This is a genomic window from Rahnella laticis, from assembly GCF_015644585.1.
GTDB classification, from domain to species: Bacteria; Pseudomonadota; Gammaproteobacteria; order Enterobacterales; family Enterobacteriaceae; genus Rahnella; species Rahnella laticis.
Genome location: NZ_JADOBI010000002.1, coordinates 621,933 through 637,492, shown reverse-complemented (window position 1 = coordinate 637,492; position 15,560 = coordinate 621,933). Strand labels below are relative to the sequence as shown.

Sequence of the window (15,560 nt, the reverse complement as noted above, 5' to 3'; positions counted from 1 at the left end):
CTCCTTTATTACTCCCCAAATTCCAGCGTAATCCCTTCCTCTTCATCCCAGCCCAGCGCCAGTGAAGTGGTGCGTTGCTGCCCGCTCATGCGGCTCAGCAGTTGCTGGCTCAGTACCGGCAAAATTTGCTGGTTGAGCAGGCTGTCGATGTTACGCGCGCCGGTGTCCGGCAGCAGGCAGGCGGCGACCAGCGTGTCGTAGAGGCTTTCTTCGATGGTGGTTTGCAGGCCGTAATGTTTGTTCAGGCGCTTGGCGACCTGCGCCAGTTTCATCTCAACAATGGTGCGCAGCGCGGTGGCGGCCAGCGGGCGGTAAATCAGAGTCTGGAAACGCGCGAGCAGCGCGGGCTGGAAGTGGTCGCGCAGGATAGGGCGCAGCATTTCCTGCAAATCGCTGTCTGTCGATTCCGGTTGTTCTTCCAGCAGCTGCATGATGTGGTCGCTGCCAAGGTTGGCGGTCATCAGGATGACGGTATTTCGGAAGTCGATCTCTCGCCCTTCGCCGTCGCGCATAAAGCCGCGGTCGAAGACCTGATAGAAGAGGTTGATGACGTCGCGGTGAGCTTTCTCGACTTCATCGAGCAGGACGACGCTGTACGGACGTTTGCGTACGGCTTCGGTCAGAATCCCGCCCTGGCCGTAGCCGACGTAGCCCGGAGGCGAACCTTTCAGCTGGGAGACGGTGTGCGCTTCCTGATATTCGCTGAGGTTAATGGTAATCAGGGATTTCTCGCCGCCGAACAGGCAGTCGGCGAGTGACAGCGCGGTCTCGGTTTTACCCACGCCGCTCGGCCCGACCAGCAGAAATACGCCCAGCGGACCGTTCTCTGACGTCAGGCCGGTTTTGGCGGCGCGCAGACGCTGCGCCATATCCACGAGCGCGTGATCCTGCCCGACGACGCGCTGCCCCAGATGATTTTCAAGTTGCAGCAAATCGGTTTGTTCGTCTTTTAACAGGCTGGACAACGGCACGCCGGTCCAGTCGGCAATCACGGTGGCCACCGTGCGCACATCAACATCCAGACTCAGCAGCGGCGCGTTGCCCTGCAAATGGCTGAGCTGATCCTGCAGGCTGGCGATCTCTTCCTGACGGCTGATGTCCTGACGGGTCTCCAGCAGTTGCTGCGTCAGGGCTTTCTCCGCGTGATACTGCGTGTCCAGCGCGGTGAGCTGTTCGTTCAGACGATCGGTCTCATGTTCAATTTTTTCAAGGCGATCGCCGTGCGTTTTGTTGCCCAGCGCAATATCTTCCAGCAGTGCCTGCTCTTCCATTTCCAGCGCGGTGATTTGCGCTTTCAGACGGGTTAAATCTTCCGGCAACGTATCGAGGCTCATACGGACGCGGGCGCTGGCGGTGTCCAGCAAATCTACGGCTTTGTCCGGCAGCTGACGGCCAGTGATATAGCGGCGCGACAGGCTGACGGCGGCTTTTACCGCTTCATCGGTAATGTGTACGCCGTGATGTTCGGCGTAGCGCGATTTCAGGCCGCGCAGCATCAGGCTGGCCATCTCGTCGTCCGGCTCGTCGACTTTAACAATCTGGAAGCGGCGCTCGAGGGCGGCATCGCGTTCAAAATACTGTTTGTACTCCGACCAGGTGGTGGCGGCGATGGTACGCAGTTCGCCGCGGGCAAGGGCGGGTTTGAGGAGGTTGGCGGCGTCCGCGCCACCGGCCTGATTGCCTGCACCGATGATGGTGTGCGCTTCGTCGATAAACAGAATAACCGGCGTCGGGGATTGCTGGACGGCGTCGATGACGTTTTTCAGGCGTTGTTCGAATTCGCCTTTAACGCCCGCACCGGCCTGTAGCAGACCCAAATCCAGCGTGCGCAGGCCGACCGTTTTCAGGCTGTCCGGCACGTTCCCTTCCGCAATGCGCAGCGCAAGGCCTTCCACCAGCGCGGTTTTCCCCACGCCCGGTTCGCCCACGAGGATCGGGTTATTTTTACGGCGGCGGGAGAGGATATCAACCATCTGGCGGATTTCGTTATCGCGGCCAAATACCGGATCAATTTGCCCGGTTTTCGCTTTTGCGGTGACGTCCAGCGTGAACTTATCCAGTGCGGCTTGCAGGGCTTCGCTCAGACCGTTGCTGGAGAGGTTATCCGCTTTCGGCGTGGCAGAGGGCTCATTCAGTGAGGACACCGGCATGTTCAGGCTTTCTTGTTGCTGGAGTTCTGAACGCTCTTCTGACACCGCATCCAGCATCGGTTTGAGGCGGCGGAGATGTTCTTCACTCAGGCTGAACAGCGGCCACAGGCCTTTACAGCGCAGCAGCTTAGGTTTGGCAATCAGAGCTTCGAGAAGATTCACGCTGCGGATGGTCTGATTGTCGTCCTGCAAAGAGGCGGCCAGCCAGGCAGATTTCATCAGCGTCTGCAAATCGTCGGAGAGTTGCGGGCGGGTGCGCACGGAACGCGGCAGGGCATCGAGATGGGCCAGCAGGCTTTGCCAGAGCGCGTCCATGTCCCATTCATAACGGCGGGCCAGCACGGTGATGTCGCCTTCGCCTTGTTCGAGCAGTTTCAGCAGCCAGTGTTCAGGCGTGATTTCCGCATGTGCGCGGGTCTGGCAAAGGGTCGCGGCAGCTTCCAGCGCTTTCGCGCAATACGGGTTCAAACGACGAAGTAAAACGGCTGACTGGTGTTCCATGCGGGCTGCTCCTTGATTTTAGGTACGCTACCGCCCGTCGCTGTTTCCTTGTCATCAGGAACCTAAAGCGCATCAGGACGGAAGGCAGATTGTTTTTTTACTCAGCACCCGACACGCAGACGCTCAGGAAAACGGCGGACAGAAAATCCTGTCCGCACAGGGTATTACCCTAAATATTTCGTGCTGCAGAAAGGCGGCAAGTTCGCAAAGCCCCGGGAGCATAGATAACTATGTGACCGGGGTGAGCGAATGCAGCCAACGCATCTGCGGCGCGAAAGATGACGGGTAATTAGGCGGTGGTACGTTCGTTCCACGAATCGGAATGAATGATGTTGCCGTCTTTGTAAGTCCAGGTGATTTTTTCGTAACGCAGCTCAATCGCTTCGAGGTGATTGTGTTTCTCTTTAGCCGGGTCTTTGATGTCGTGCATTTTTGGCGCGACTTTCACCAGTTTGACGTTCTCAAGCTTGGTGTTGAAATACTCAACTTCCTGGCCAGCGTCGTTGATGCGGTACCATTTGAACTCAGCAGATTTCAGGGTCTGACCGGTGGTCACTGCTTTGTATAAATACGGGCTGGATGAGTCGATTTCTTTGGTAAACAGGAACGGGGTGTGAATACGAGTACCCGTCAGTTTGCCGGTGTTGTTATCGGTCGGGATGTACAGGTTGTGTTCCTGCGCAACCACTTCGATGCTGCCTTCGCGATCTTTTACGTCTACGGAGCCTTTAATGTCCGCGCCGCCGTCGTCTTTCAGCCACAGATAAACAGGAATTGCCATGGGTAGTTCTCCATTTCTAGGTTAAGCATCCATCAATCATTTGATGAATCGGGGGTTGCTGTTGCCTTGCAGGCGTCTGCCTGCGGCACCAGACTGATTTCGACACGGCGGTTGGCCGCACGGCCTTCTTCCGTGTCGTTGGATTTCAGCGGGCGGCTTTCGCCAAAGCCCTGTACGGCAAAACAGCTTTCCGGTACGTCGCCGGTGTCACGCATCCAGTCACGCACGGATTCGGCGCGCTTCTGAGAGAGCACCTGGTTGAATTTGTCGTCGCCGGTATCGTCGGTGTGCCCGGCCACGACAATCAGCCAGCCCGGTTTGGCCTTGATGCCGACCAGCGCGTTAATCAGCACCTTGGTGGAGCCGCTTTTCAGCACGTATTTGCCGGTATCGAACAGCGACAGGGCATCGAGCCGGAAGGTTTTTGGCCCCTGAATGATTTTCTTAATCACCGGAGGCGGCGGCGGTGGCGGTGACCAGCTGTTGATTGCACTTTGCAACGGGGCAATCAGGCGCATGCCCTGATAGAGCCCCAGAGACAGACGCATCGGTGCACCGCCGCGCAACCAGCCGTCCAGAAGCCGATCGTCGGCGCGCAGTTGCTGCTGTGACTGGAGTTTGGGGGCTGGAGGGGTTCCCGTCAGGCGGTTATAGACGGCCAGATGATCGCCCACGCTTTGTATCAACCGCTGGTTATTGATGTACGACGCCAGCAGGGCGAACAGCAGGAACAGGCCAAAGAGCAGCCCCGCAAGCTGCCAGCTTTGCATCAGACGTGACACGCCGTGGCGGCAGGGCAGGTAAGGCAGCAAAACATCCGGCAGAGGCAGGCACTCCTGTATCGTGGCGGTGGCAGGTTTCAGTGTGGTCAGCCCGGCGATATGAGTCTGCCACAGGTTGTCCGCACTGCCCGTCACCGGCGTAAAGCAACTGCCCCAGGCGCACGGGGTCAGGGCTGGCAAATCGCCCTGACGCTGTCCGATTACGCCGAGAACCTGCGAATTGCTCCAGCTCAGCAGACTTTCCATCCACAACATGCCGCTGAGCCGCTCCAGTCCGTTGCCTGCGTTCAGCTCACGACTCCATTCAGCCAGCGGCATAACACCGGCTCCGGCCTCACGGACTTGCACGCCGGACAGCCCCGGCGTTACCGTGAACCAGCGTTCAGCCGCCGTGTCAGATGTCACCAGCGGGGAAAGCCAGGTGCTGATCCAGACAGGCGGAATGCCTGCCAGCCACCCTTTACACTGCACGATGGCACGGTGCCAGGCGCGCAACTTCTGGATGAAATCATCCGGGTCCTGATGCATTTCCGGCACAACGGCCAGCAGCACAGAAATTTGCGCGACAAGTGCCGGGCGTTCAGAGGCGAGGTGCTGAGCTAAAAGGGGAAGTTGTTCAGGCATTGCGACCGGCAGATACCAGCCCTGACGCGTTTCGCGAAAAGGCTGGTTGTTTGAAAACAGCGGAGCACTGTCGCCGCACACCAGCACGACCGCGCCCTGGAAATCTTCCGGCGGCAGGTGTGCACCGGCAATGTGCGCATGGGCCAGTTTGTTGCGGCTGTCACGACGCCACTGAAAATACGCCACCGCCCCGCAGACAATCACCACCATCATGCTGAGCGCCACACGGCTGCCGGTGCCAAGCGGCCAGAAGCCGGTGATCAGCCACAACGCCAGACAGGTACCGAGAAGCAGCAGCAATAACCGCGTTAATCCGCGCATCCGTCAGTGCGCCCCTGTCAGCTGCGAGACCATTTTCGCCAGCGTTGTGGAAAGTCCGAACCACAGCGCGACCAGAAAGGCAGCACCCAGCACCCAGGAGAGCCAGTAGGTTTTGCGGCCGGAGCGCAGGCGTGATGACCGCGAGACGACGGGAGCGTCCTGCGTCAGTGAGAACGCGGGGACAAGCAGGCTCAGCTTGCGGACCACGTCTTCACGGCGCTCATCGCCCTGCTCACGGTAGCGGCCAGCAAAGCCCAGCGTCAGCGCACGGTAAAAGCAGGTCAGCACGGCGGTATCCGGTGCGGGTTCATGCAACACGGTGCGGATACGCTCCCACAGTTCTTCGCCCGCATTGAGGGTGTTGAAGTAGCGCGCCTGCAGCGGGTCTTTCAGCCATTTTGCATAGCCACTGTCCTGTTTTTGCCTGTTCATCACGCTTTCATCCAGCAGCGCACATTGTGTGTAGAGCATGTGGTTGCAGCTCGCGTCGCTGAACCCTGCGCGGGAAAGGGCCTCCCGCGCACCGTCCATCCAGCCGCAGGCCTGACGGTACAGCGCTTCTCCGTCGGTGATCTCCTGGCCGTTACGTAACTGACTTACCATCAGCCAGCAGGGATAGAAGACTTCATCAACGATTGATGTATTGATCTGACTCATGAGCGCAGCACCGCAAACAGTTCAAGCCTGACATCACCCAGCGTGCCCGGCGTGTAGAAGGCGCAGTTGCCCGCCTCCAGCATCGCCACGGCGGCCGGGCTGTTGAGATCAAGGGAGAAGTATTGGTTTTCAAGACGCAGCGGGATAGCCGCCGGCACGTGCGACAGCGGCTTCATGATCACACCGCTGAGCGCAACGTTCACCACATCAGACACGGCCTCGAAGCTGCCCGCTTTGCACAGCAGCGGGAACTGGGTCTGCAGCAGGTGATTGGTCATTGACGAGCGCACGGAGAGATAGAAATCCGCCCCTTCGCGCAGACGTGCATCGTGCAGGGAGCCGGTCCAGAACTGACCGTCGTGTTTGAGGTCAATGGCTACCATGCGCGACGGCAGGCTCGCTTCGAGCAACTTATCCAGCAGCACAAACAACGGCGGGAAAACCTGCTCAGGCGCATCATGCTGATACAGCGGGATGTCTTCCGCTTTATGCTCGAGGGAGAACGTCAGCAGGCTGCCGGCCAGTCGCACCAGCTCACGGTAAAACAGCTCCGGGTGGCGTGACGGGGTCTGAATAAGCTCGGTAAGAACCGGTTCCATGCTGTTTAATGCATTGAGCAGCCAGAACAGCGATACGTCGGCCACGGCAAAATCCGCCATGCGCTCGTTGCTTTCACGACGCATGGCCATCAGGCGACGGCGGCGGGCTTGCAGACGATGAAGCAGGTCGCTCAGTTCGGTCTGTACCAGCGGGCTGGCGGCAAGAGAGAGCATTGGCGGAATGAAGTTCTCATCCGGCATCCACTGACCTTGCGCGCTGCGTATCAGGCGTAATACCGGGCAGGTCAGGTATGCGGCGTTTTCCTGATGTGTAAAGCGCAGGGTGATGGCGTGGTGCATGACTGCAAGTTCGGTACGTTCATGCCCGGTCAGCTCCTGCACGGTATGCCATTGCTGCTGCCAGCGGCGCGGGCGTTCGCTGTCCTGACCGTCATCCAGGTTGCCGCCGTTGGCAGACAACAAAGGTAAGGCCAGCACAATGTCTACGCTTTCGCGGTCTGTGATGGTTGACAAATCACAGGCCGGCGGCAGGTTATCGGCCAGTTCGGTATCAATCTGTGTGCCGTCCTGAAAGCGAACGACAAGGCGCAGGGCGTTCAGACGTGAGAGTGCCAGCGAACCGCTGTCGAAGGCGGCCTCGATAACGCCCCAGGGATTCGCCAGCGCCATATGAGCCACGCCGTCAGCCATATAGGCATCCCAGCGGGCCTGTTGCTGAAACTGTTGCGGGGCCAGAAAGGCCCCGTCAGTCCACAGTGGTCGATAAATTTTCATTACCACTCCGGCCTTTTACGCTTTCGCCTTCGGCATCTGAGAAACCAATGACAGGTTGACGTCCATACCTTCCACCTGGAAGTGCGGTACGGCGTACAGTTTCACGCGGAAGAAGCCCGGGTTATCTTCGATATCTTCTACGGTCACTTTAGCGTCGCGCAGTGGGTGAGAAGCCTGCAGGTCGTCGCCCGGATCGGTCATTTCAGTCACCAGTGAGCGCACCCAGGTGTTGAGCTCAAGCTCAAGCAAACGGCGGTCTTTGGTGGTGCCGATGTTTTCACGCTGAATCAGTTTCAGGTAATGCGCGATGCGTGACAGCAGGAAGATGTACGGCAGACGCGCGTTGATACGGCTGTTCGCAGTAGCATCAGCCGTGTCATACAGTGCCGGTTTCTGCGCGGAGTTCGCGGAGAAGAAGCAGGAGTAATCACGGTTTTTGTAGTAAGACAGCGGGATGAAGCCGAGATTGGCGAATTCAAATTCGCGGGTTTCCGGGATCATGACTTCAGACGGGATTTTCACCTGATTGCCGGTGCCCAGATCATACAAGTGGATTGGCAGATCAGTGACTGCACCGCCAGCCTGCGGGCCTCGGATCTGTACGCACCAGCCGTTTTTGATGAAGCTTTTCACCATGTTTGCTGCAAACGCGAAAGACGCATTGGTCCACAGATATTTCTCGTGGTCCGGGCCCTTCACTTCTTCAACGTAGTTGAAGCTGCGAACTGGCACGGTGTCCGGCCCGTATGGCAGACGACCCAGCACGCGCGGCATGGTCAGACCGATATAGCGGGAGTCATCGGAGTCACGGAAAGATTTCCATTTGATGTATTCAGCACGGTCAAAGTAGTTGCCGATATCCTTGATGGCGGCCACTTCTTCCATGGAATCTTTCAGGAAGAATTTAGGGCCGACAGCACCGACAAACGGCATATGTGCCGCAGCAGACACTTTGGAGATATTGCGCAGCAGCGCGACGTCTTGCGGGCTGGCATCAAACTCGTAGTTGGAGATCACAGAACCGATGGGTTCGCCGCCCGGTGTGTCATATTCCTGGATGTAGGTATGACGGTACAGGCCACTTTGAATGATTTCAGGGCAATCTTCGAAGTCCTGACGCAGGTCGTCTTTAGAAACGTCCAGCAGTTCAATTTTTACGTTCTGACGGAAATCAGTACGGTCGACCAGGAACTTCAGCCCACGCCAGCCGGATTCCATACGCTGGAATTCAGGGTGGTGCATGACTTCGTCCAGCTGGCGGCTGATTTGCTCGTCGAGCATCGCGATGTGGCCGTCCAGCAAGGTTTTGTCCAGACGTTCAACTTTTTGACCGGACTGTTTCAGGCGTTCCAGGAAGACCTGAACTGCCGCTGTGACACGTTCATCCGTAGAGACATCAGACAGCGCCTGATCGTCCTGGAAGGCATTAACATCACCCAGTGCAGAGACTGGAGTCAGATTGATTTTTTCAAACAATGACGCATAAACACTTCCTGCGTCGGCACGTTCCAGCACGGTTGTGCGGCTTTCTTGACTGTTTTCAGTAGCAGACATCAGCATAGTCTCGGGTTAATCCGTTCAGGAAGGGTTAAGAATTCTGGGGAGCCAGAGCAGCCAGTTCAGCACGCAGGTCATCGCTCAAATTGTCATCTTTCAGGATGGCTTCGAGTTCTTTGCGGAAAGTGGCGTTGTCCAATAAGTTGGATTTGAGGTCACGTAATAAATTACGCATAGCGAGCATCGCGCGCAGTTGTGGGATCTGGCGTGCAACCTGTTCAGGCTCGAAATCTTTCATCTCTTTGAAGTTGAGACTGACGCTTTCTTCGCTGCGATCGCCGGCCAGGGTGTTTTCCACGGTCAGGTTGAGCGACGGGCTGAAGTCGGCCAGAACACTGTTAAAGTTATTTTTGTTGATGTTAACTTTTTCACGCTCTGACAATGGACGGGTCTCTTTACCATTGCTGTAGTCGCCCATTACCATTAATTTTAAAGGTAATTCGACTTTCTTCTGGGCGCCGCCAGTATGTAAATCAAGTTTAATATTGACGCGAGCCTTGGGTATTTCTTCCTGAAAGCTATTAGACATGCCTATCCCTTACTGTGGAGTGATAAACGCTGCCAATGAATCCATAAATAAATGAAAGGTTGGCAACCCTGCCAAAAAAACATCCTTTTTATGCACGTCGGTGTGCAACTAAAATCAGGGTCACAAGCGAGACAAAATATTTTTGGGAACATTTTGCAGTGTGTTTTTGAATTTATCTGGAAAGAAAATTTCAGATAAGTACCTGTTGACGGCATTTTAGAAACATTAGGTGTTTTAAGGAAAACTAAATATGTAAATAAATGTTACTGATTTTGGTGTGGCCAAATACAGATCATTTTATTGATATATAGGAATTTTCTTCATATAACCCCGCAGGCCGCATGGAGTAAGGGTTTCGGACTTCAGTAGATTTTTTTACAAGTAGAAGGTCGTAAGAAATTTCTTAGTAATTGTCCGTCTGCTCTCAAAAAATATATAACAACTCGCAATCAATTTGTATTTAGTGCAGGGTGAGAAAAGAGAGTAAATATAAGACTTTTCCTCTAATTTTCCTAAGAATATTCGCGCCGTGAATCATTCGTGCTGTCAGGATTTATTGTTCATTGGTGTGATTATATTTATTCCCTCTGATTTAGCGATTTCTGATCGTCAGGAAAATTGCCTGTTAAAGATCATTTAAAAGAGGTTGATCACAAGTTTCTTAATTCAGGCGTGAAAGAACATTTCAAAAATAGGGAAAACGCCTTGTTCTGAATAGTCAGATTTAGTCTGCCGACTACTCCGTTGCCGCCCTCGCAGACACCGATCATCCTGCCGTAAATTTCAGATAGGGCGATGAGAATGTTAAACATCTGGTGCAAATTGCCGATAAACAGACTCCAGCCCCATTTTGAGAATGTATCGATGTCGCTTAAAAAGTCTTCTTTGCTTGTTTTAGTTGTTCTTTTTACTCTCTTTTTTACCAGTATGATTTCAAACGTCTGGTTGCTGACGCAGAGCAACCAGTCTCTGGATGACGTGAATAAAGAAATCCGCGTGGTGCTTTCCATCATTGACCCGATCAACCACAGCCGTACCTCGCGTGTTCGCGTGATGGAATATATGAAGGAGATTGAAAACAACGGCGGCCAGCCGTCTGCTACTTCCCTGGACGGCGTCAGTGAAGTGATGGGAAAAGCGGACGCCGCATTCCAGGCATATATTAATGCGCCAAAATTACCGGGCGAAAATGCACTGGCGGAGGCTTACCGCACGGCTTATCAGAACTATCGTCAGAACGGGATCGAGCCGTTGATTGATGCGGCGAAAGCGGGCGATCAGGCGCAGTTCAAAGCGCGGATCCCGGCGGTAGTTCAGCTTGATCATCAGTACGAAGTGGTGCTCGATAAAGTGCTGGCGCTGCATGAGCAGTACGCCAGAAATCTCAACAGCGACGCGCAGGACAATTTTAAGTTTGGTATCGGGCTGACGATTGCGTTTGGTTTGCTGTTCCTGATCATCATTATTGGCGTGTTGTTATTACTCAAGCGCTTCGTTCTGACTCCGCTGCTGAGCTCCCGCGATCATTGCCGCAAAATTGCAGAAGGTTATCTCGATACGCCGGTACCGTTTAAAAACAGTTCCCGCAGTGAAATTGAAGAACTGATGCAGTCGATGGAACATATGCGCCAGTCCCTGACCCAAATTATCGGGCAGGTACGTGACACCAGCCATACCGTTGCGCACGCGTCGCAGGAAATTTCCGCAGGCAATATCGATCTGGCCTCGCGTACTGAACAACAGGCCGCGGCGCTGACACAAACTGCCGCCAGCATGGAAGAGCTGGGCGCGACGGTTAAGCAAAATACCGAAAACGTCAGCCGGGCCAGCGGTCTGACGCGCGAAGCGGTAAAAAATGCCCGCGCAGGTGAAAAGGTGGCGCAGGATGTGATCGGAACAATGGGGCGCATTAACAGCAGCTCCAAAAAGATCGAAGACATTACGGGCGTCATCAACAGCATTGCTTTCCAGACCAATATTCTGGCGCTGAATGCCGCGGTTGAAGCCGCACGCGCCGGCGAACAGGGTCGCGGATTTGCAGTGGTCGCCAGCGAAGTGCGCAGTCTCGCGCAACGAAGTGCGGTGGCGGCAAAAGAAATCGAAAGTCTGATTTCTGAATCGGTTGCCAATATAAAGGAAGGGTCGGATCAGGTTTCCCGTACCGGAGAATCTATTTCGGCAATCATTTCGTCGGTTACGCAGGTCGATGTTCTGATGGAACATATTTCGACGGCGTCCGATGAGCAAAGCAGGGGGATCAGTCAGATTGAGCAGGCCGTGACAGAAATTGACGGCGTGACCCAGCAGAATGCGGCGCTGGTGCAGGAATCGGCGGCGGCGGCGGCTTCTCTGGAAGAGCAGGTGCTTCATCTGACCCGGTCGGTGTCTGCGTTCAGGCTGGCGAACGCCTGAGCCCGGCAGCGGACTGATCGGAAATTGTGATTAATCAGGCCGGACAGGGAAACCTTGTCCGGCTTTTTTATTGATACGGAAACGGTTTCACAATGAATAACACTTTGATATAACGGATGAATTGTCTTTTATATTAACGAGCAAACTCCATGACTTTACTGGCCTCACCTTTACTCAGTCTGCGTCACTTTCATCATGACGACCTCGACGCTTTCACCCGTTATCGCCAGGATCCGGCTGTTGCCCGCTATCAGAGTTGGGAATATTTCACCCGTCCGCAGGCGGAATTGTTGTTTGAACAGATGAATGAAATTCCTTTTGGTACGCCGGATAACTGGTTTCAGATTGCGATCGAACACGCTGAATTCGGCATGGTAGGTGATTTCGGGCTGCACTTTGTCGATGACTATCAGGTGGAACTGGGTATAACGCTTGACCCGAAATGGCAGGGAAAAGGGATCGCTAAGAGCTCATTAAATCTGTTGCTAACGTATCTTTTTGACCATCTCAAAAAGCACCGCGTGTACGCCGTTACCGATATCCGCAATCACGGCAGTTACCGGTTATTCGAGTCAGCAGGATTTCGGCGGGAAGGAAGTTTCCTGGAAAACTGCTTTCTTAAAGGGGAATGGTGCAGTGAATATTTGTATGCTTTGCTGGCGTCAGAGTGGGAGGTCAGAAACATAGTCAGGCAATAACCCAGCACCAAATTCGGCGAAATCTCCGGATCGGGTGCTGAACATGATCGAATTCCTACAAACTATCTGAACACACCGACGGCTTCCACCAGCCGGTCGGCCTGTCGTTTCAGGCCGGTGGAGGCGTGCGCACCTTCCTGAACCTGAAGCGAATTCTGATGTGTGATCCGGTCGAGTTCCTCGATGGCTTTGGCGATATCCAGTAATCCCAGATTTTGTTCGCTGGTCGCGTTACGAATTTGCCCGATCAGCGACGAGACATTTCGCACCTGAGAAACAATTTCCGCCATCGTCTTACCGGCCTGATCGACCTGTTTTGATCCCGACACAACGGTCTCGACGCTGGTGTCGATCAGTCTTTTGATTTCGCTGGCGGCGCTGGCACTTCGTTGCGCCAGGCTGCGGACTTCACCGGCCACCACCGCAAATCCTTTTCCCTGTTCTCCGGCGCGGGCCGCTTCGACTGCCGCATTCAGCGCCAGAATATTTGTCTGGAAGGCGATGCCGTCAATCACATTGGTGATGGTCGCAATCTGTTGCGAACTGTCGGTGATTTCCTGCATTGTGCCGACGACTCCCTGCATGGCGTTACTGCCTTTTTCCGCTGCGGCGCTGGCGGTCAGCGAAAGTTTATCGGCTTCGGCGGCCGTTTGCGTATTGCTCTCAACGGTCGCACTCATTTCATTCATCGCGGCGGCAGTCTCGCCAACATTCGCAGCGGTCTGTTCAGTCCGCTGACTCAGCGCTTCGTTTCCGTTTGCCAGAGATTCACTGGCGGTGCGGACTTTGTGTGCCTGATCGTTAACGTCGTCCACCATCCACCGGCAGATCAATCCCAGCTGGCCAACCGAGCGCAGCGTCATCCCGATTTCATCGACGCGTTCCATCGGCGTGATCGTATGACTCGCACCGCTGGCAACGCGCAATGTCTGATGACAAAGTTGTTCGACCGGGCGCGTGATTTGCCATTCAAGCCAGAAGCCTAAAAGCAAAATGAAAAATGTGCTGAGCGCATATGCAGAATACAACTGAGCTGACGGCAACGCGGTGAGTGTGGAAATTGCCAGAGAGTTAAGCAGGAATAAAAGGAAGAGCCCGCTGCGGATCCGTCCGCGAACTGAAAGTGTTTTTAGAATTGAGAACGGACGGGTGATGCCGGTGCGGATCAGCAGACCCCGAAACAACCGGCGGTTGTTCAGCTCGCCACGATTCATTTTGTCATAGAGCGCCTGAGTGTCAGAAATTTCGGTCGCCGTGGGTTTGGTCCGGACAGAAAGATAGCCTTTAGTTTTTCCGCCACGAATAATCGGCACCACGTTTGCCCGAACCCAATAATGGTCGCCGTTTCTGCGGCGGTTTTTTACCAGCGCCGTCCAGGGAATACCTTGCTGCAATGTGGCCCACATATCTTTGAAAGCGGACGGCGGCATGTCGGGATGCCGGACAATATTGTGGGGCTGACCGATAATATCTTCACTGGCAAAACCGCTGACTTCAATAAAAGCATCATTGGCATAGGTAATATGGCTGTCGGCATCAGTCGTTGACATCAATGTAGCGTCGTCCGGGTACTGATATTCCCGCTGTGATACAGGTTGATTATTGCGCATAGTGACATTTCCATGGCCAGACTGCGATTTGGAGGAGATAAAAGAGGTTTAACTCTTTAGATGTCGGCATAACCAAAATTTTCTTTAGGGCTGAAAGCACGTTATTGAAATTAATGTATTCAGGTGGCAAAACGGGAGATATTTTCGCCAATTTATAAGCTACAACGATGTGTTCAGTTGAAAATATGCGCTATATCATTATGTGTGCTGTTTTTATGACCAATCTTTCAGGCGCCAATCTCCGTCATAACTTCTTAATTTTTCTTTATTCATTCTTTTTGTGACTCCAGACTTAATAGGTCTGGAGTCACAAACATTTTGCCTCTGTTTCGCGGGCTTGCTATAACTGCGCACTGTGATTTTTCTGATGGATTTCAGCGGGCGGGCAATGTGGTTTCAGTAACAGAAGTCGGAGCGGATTTTGCCGCCGAAAATGTAGGCCGCCACGTTCTGGCCTATCTTCAGGAGGTCAAAATGACACCACTGGCGAAACTGGACGATTTTGACGAAGAGGGCAATGCGACGGTCCGGCAGGTGATCAATATCTGGATCCGTCTTTCGCTGATGCTGACCCGACGTCGTCCGGAAATCGCGGTGTCTTCTTTGATGAAACATGTGTTGCCAGTGATCGGGGATGTACCGCTGAACAAAATTACGCGCCTGCGCCTGAACCGGTTGTTTAATATTTTGCTGGCCGAAGGGAAGATTTCGGAAGCTAAACGGGTTTTTGCGTTGTGTAAGCAATTTTTTGGTTGGGCAGAAACGCAGGGTTATCTGGCACATTCGCCGCTGAGTTCTATGAAACGCCGTGACGTCGGTGGCCGCAACACGCCGCCGCGCGAAAGGGCGCTGACCGATGCTGAAATCTGGGTGTTCTGGCATGGTCTTGATTTATGGGATATTTCAGAACAATGTCGCTGGGCATTGCGCCTGTGTTTACTGACCGCAAGACGGCCGGACGAAGTGATCCGCGCGCGGAAAGACGAATTTAATTTGCGAATTGGCGTCTGGCGACAGGGCACCCGAAACAAATCAGCCCGCGATCACAGTCTGCCTCTGACGCCGCTGGCGACTATTTGCATCAATGCTTTATTCGATGCCAGCCCGAAAGACAGTGTCTGGCTGGTTCCTTCCCCGAAAGACGCGCAGAAACCGTTATCCAGAGGCGCAATTACGCAGGTGATCCGCCGGATGTTGCGCGCCGGGCGTGGCCTGGGTATCGATGCTTTTACGACCCGCGACTTACGCAGGACTGCACGTTCCAAATTATCGTCCCTCAATGTTCCCAACGATGTTGCCCGCAAAATTATGAATCACTCGCTGGAAGGCATCGACAGGGTTTACGACACTCACGACTATTTACCGCAGATGAAACAGGCGCTCGAAGCATTTTCTGACAATATAAAGGGCATTATTGACGCCCCGGATTACTTCGACTTACGCCACAAGTATGAAGGCGAGTTTCTGGAACTTCCGGAAATTTCGCTGCTTTATATGGAAAGATAACGCCATTTAAATGAATTTCAGGCTTGTTCATCTTCATCTGTAAAAACACCGGGCAGCGATCCAAACCTCTGCTGGCACGGTTTGCAAAGTTGAACTGC

At 54.2% G+C, this 15,560-nt stretch carries 11 protein-coding genes; 3 read left to right on the top strand and 8 right to left on the bottom strand.

Going from position 1 to position 15,560, the window contains the following annotated elements; genetic code table 11:
* Positions 1 to 8: 8 nt before the first annotated feature.
* From tssH to tssB, 7 genes are all read right to left on the bottom strand, one after another.
* Entirely contained in the window at positions 9 to 2,651 is a 2,643-nt protein-coding gene (gene tssH, locus IV433_RS06060) for a type VI secretion system ATPase TssH (protein ID WP_195813452.1), read from the bottom strand.
* Between the two features lie 289 nt (positions 2,652 to 2,940).
* Positions 2,941 to 3,432, bottom strand: a complete 492-nt coding sequence (gene hcp, locus IV433_RS06055) for a type VI secretion system effector Hcp (protein ID WP_101079103.1) — start codon at positions 3,430 to 3,432, stop codon at positions 2,941 to 2,943.
* 32 nt (positions 3,433 to 3,464) lie between these two features.
* Complete coding sequence (locus IV433_RS06050; protein WP_195813451.1) at positions 3,465 to 5,159, bottom strand: OmpA family protein; 1,695 nt, start codon at positions 5,157 to 5,159, stop codon at positions 3,465 to 3,467.
* A 3-nt stretch (positions 5,160 to 5,162) separates the two neighbouring features.
* Positions 5,163 to 5,816 (bottom strand): type VI secretion system protein TssL, short form, encoded by a 654-nt coding sequence (gene tssL, locus IV433_RS06045; RefSeq protein WP_195813450.1) that lies wholly within the window; start codon positions 5,814 to 5,816, stop codon positions 5,163 to 5,165.
* Entirely contained in the window at positions 5,813 to 7,150 is a 1,338-nt protein-coding gene (gene tssK / locus IV433_RS06040) for a type VI secretion system baseplate subunit TssK (protein WP_195813449.1), read from the bottom strand. Before tssK ends, tssL begins: the two co-directional genes overlap by 4 nt.
* Before the next feature lie 15 nt (positions 7,151 to 7,165).
* Positions 7,166 to 8,710, bottom strand: a complete 1,545-nt coding sequence (gene tssC, locus IV433_RS06035) for a type VI secretion system contractile sheath large subunit (RefSeq protein WP_195813448.1) — start codon at positions 8,708 to 8,710, stop codon at positions 7,166 to 7,168.
* 28 nt (positions 8,711 to 8,738) lie between these two features.
* Complete coding sequence (gene tssB / locus IV433_RS06030; RefSeq protein WP_195813447.1) at positions 8,739 to 9,236, bottom strand: type VI secretion system contractile sheath small subunit; 498 nt, start codon at positions 9,234 to 9,236, stop codon at positions 8,739 to 8,741.
* A gap of 864 nt (positions 9,237 to 10,100) precedes the next feature.
* Between tssB and IV433_RS06025 the strand changes: the two genes are divergently transcribed.
* Together IV433_RS06025 and IV433_RS06020 are read left to right on the top strand one after the other, a co-directional pair.
* Complete coding sequence (locus tag IV433_RS06025) at positions 10,101 to 11,648, top strand: methyl-accepting chemotaxis protein (RefSeq protein ID WP_195813446.1); 1,548 nt, start codon at positions 10,101 to 10,103, stop codon at positions 11,646 to 11,648.
* A gap of 149 nt (positions 11,649 to 11,797) precedes the next feature.
* The gene (locus IV433_RS06020) at positions 11,798 to 12,346 is read left to right on the top strand and encodes a GNAT family N-acetyltransferase (RefSeq protein WP_195813445.1); all 549 of its coding nucleotides are present in this window, start codon (positions 11,798 to 11,800) and stop codon (positions 12,344 to 12,346) included.
* Positions 12,347 to 12,408: 62 nt separating this feature from the next.
* Here IV433_RS06020 and IV433_RS06015 read toward each other — a convergent pair whose 3' ends face one another.
* Complete coding sequence (locus tag IV433_RS06015; RefSeq protein WP_195813444.1) at positions 12,409 to 13,956, bottom strand: methyl-accepting chemotaxis protein; 1,548 nt, start codon at positions 13,954 to 13,956, stop codon at positions 12,409 to 12,411.
* A gap of 474 nt (positions 13,957 to 14,430) precedes the next feature.
* Here IV433_RS06015 and IV433_RS06010 point away from each other — a divergent pair, with 474 nt between their 5' ends.
* The gene (locus IV433_RS06010) at positions 14,431 to 15,462 is read left to right on the top strand and encodes a tyrosine-type recombinase/integrase (RefSeq protein WP_370530250.1); all 1,032 of its coding nucleotides are present in this window, start codon (positions 14,431 to 14,433) and stop codon (positions 15,460 to 15,462) included.
* Positions 15,463 to 15,560 lie beyond the last annotated feature (98 nt).

Coding starts and splice junctions, on each gene's coding strand:
- tssH (WP_195813452.1), bottom strand. CDS start 2,651: ATGGAACACCAGTCAGCCGTTTTACTTCGTCGTTTGAACCCGTATTGC.
- hcp (WP_101079103.1), bottom strand. CDS start 3,432: ATGGCAATTCCTGTTTATCTGTGGCTGAAAGACGACGGCGGCGCGGAC.
- IV433_RS06050 (WP_195813451.1), bottom strand. CDS start 5,159: ATGCGCGGATTAACGCGGTTATTGCTGCTGCTTCTCGGTACCTGTCTG.
- tssL (WP_195813450.1), bottom strand. CDS start 5,816: ATGAGTCAGATCAATACATCAATCGTTGATGAAGTCTTCTATCCCTGC.
- tssK (WP_195813449.1), bottom strand. CDS start 7,150: ATGAAAATTTATCGACCACTGTGGACTGACGGGGCCTTTCTGGCCCCG.
- tssC (WP_195813448.1), bottom strand. CDS start 8,710: ATGCTGATGTCTGCTACTGAAAACAGTCAAGAAAGCCGCACAACCGTG.
- tssB (WP_195813447.1), bottom strand. CDS start 9,236: ATGTCTAATAGCTTTCAGGAAGAAATACCCAAGGCTCGCGTCAATATT.
- IV433_RS06025 (WP_195813446.1), top strand. CDS start 10,101: ATGTCGCTTAAAAAGTCTTCTTTGCTTGTTTTAGTTGTTCTTTTTACT.
- IV433_RS06020 (WP_195813445.1), top strand. CDS start 11,798: ATGACTTTACTGGCCTCACCTTTACTCAGTCTGCGTCACTTTCATCAT.
- IV433_RS06015 (WP_195813444.1), bottom strand. CDS start 13,956: ATGCGCAATAATCAACCTGTATCACAGCGGGAATATCAGTACCCGGAC.
- IV433_RS06010 (WP_370530250.1), top strand. CDS start 14,431: ATGACACCACTGGCGAAACTGGACGATTTTGACGAAGAGGGCAATGCG.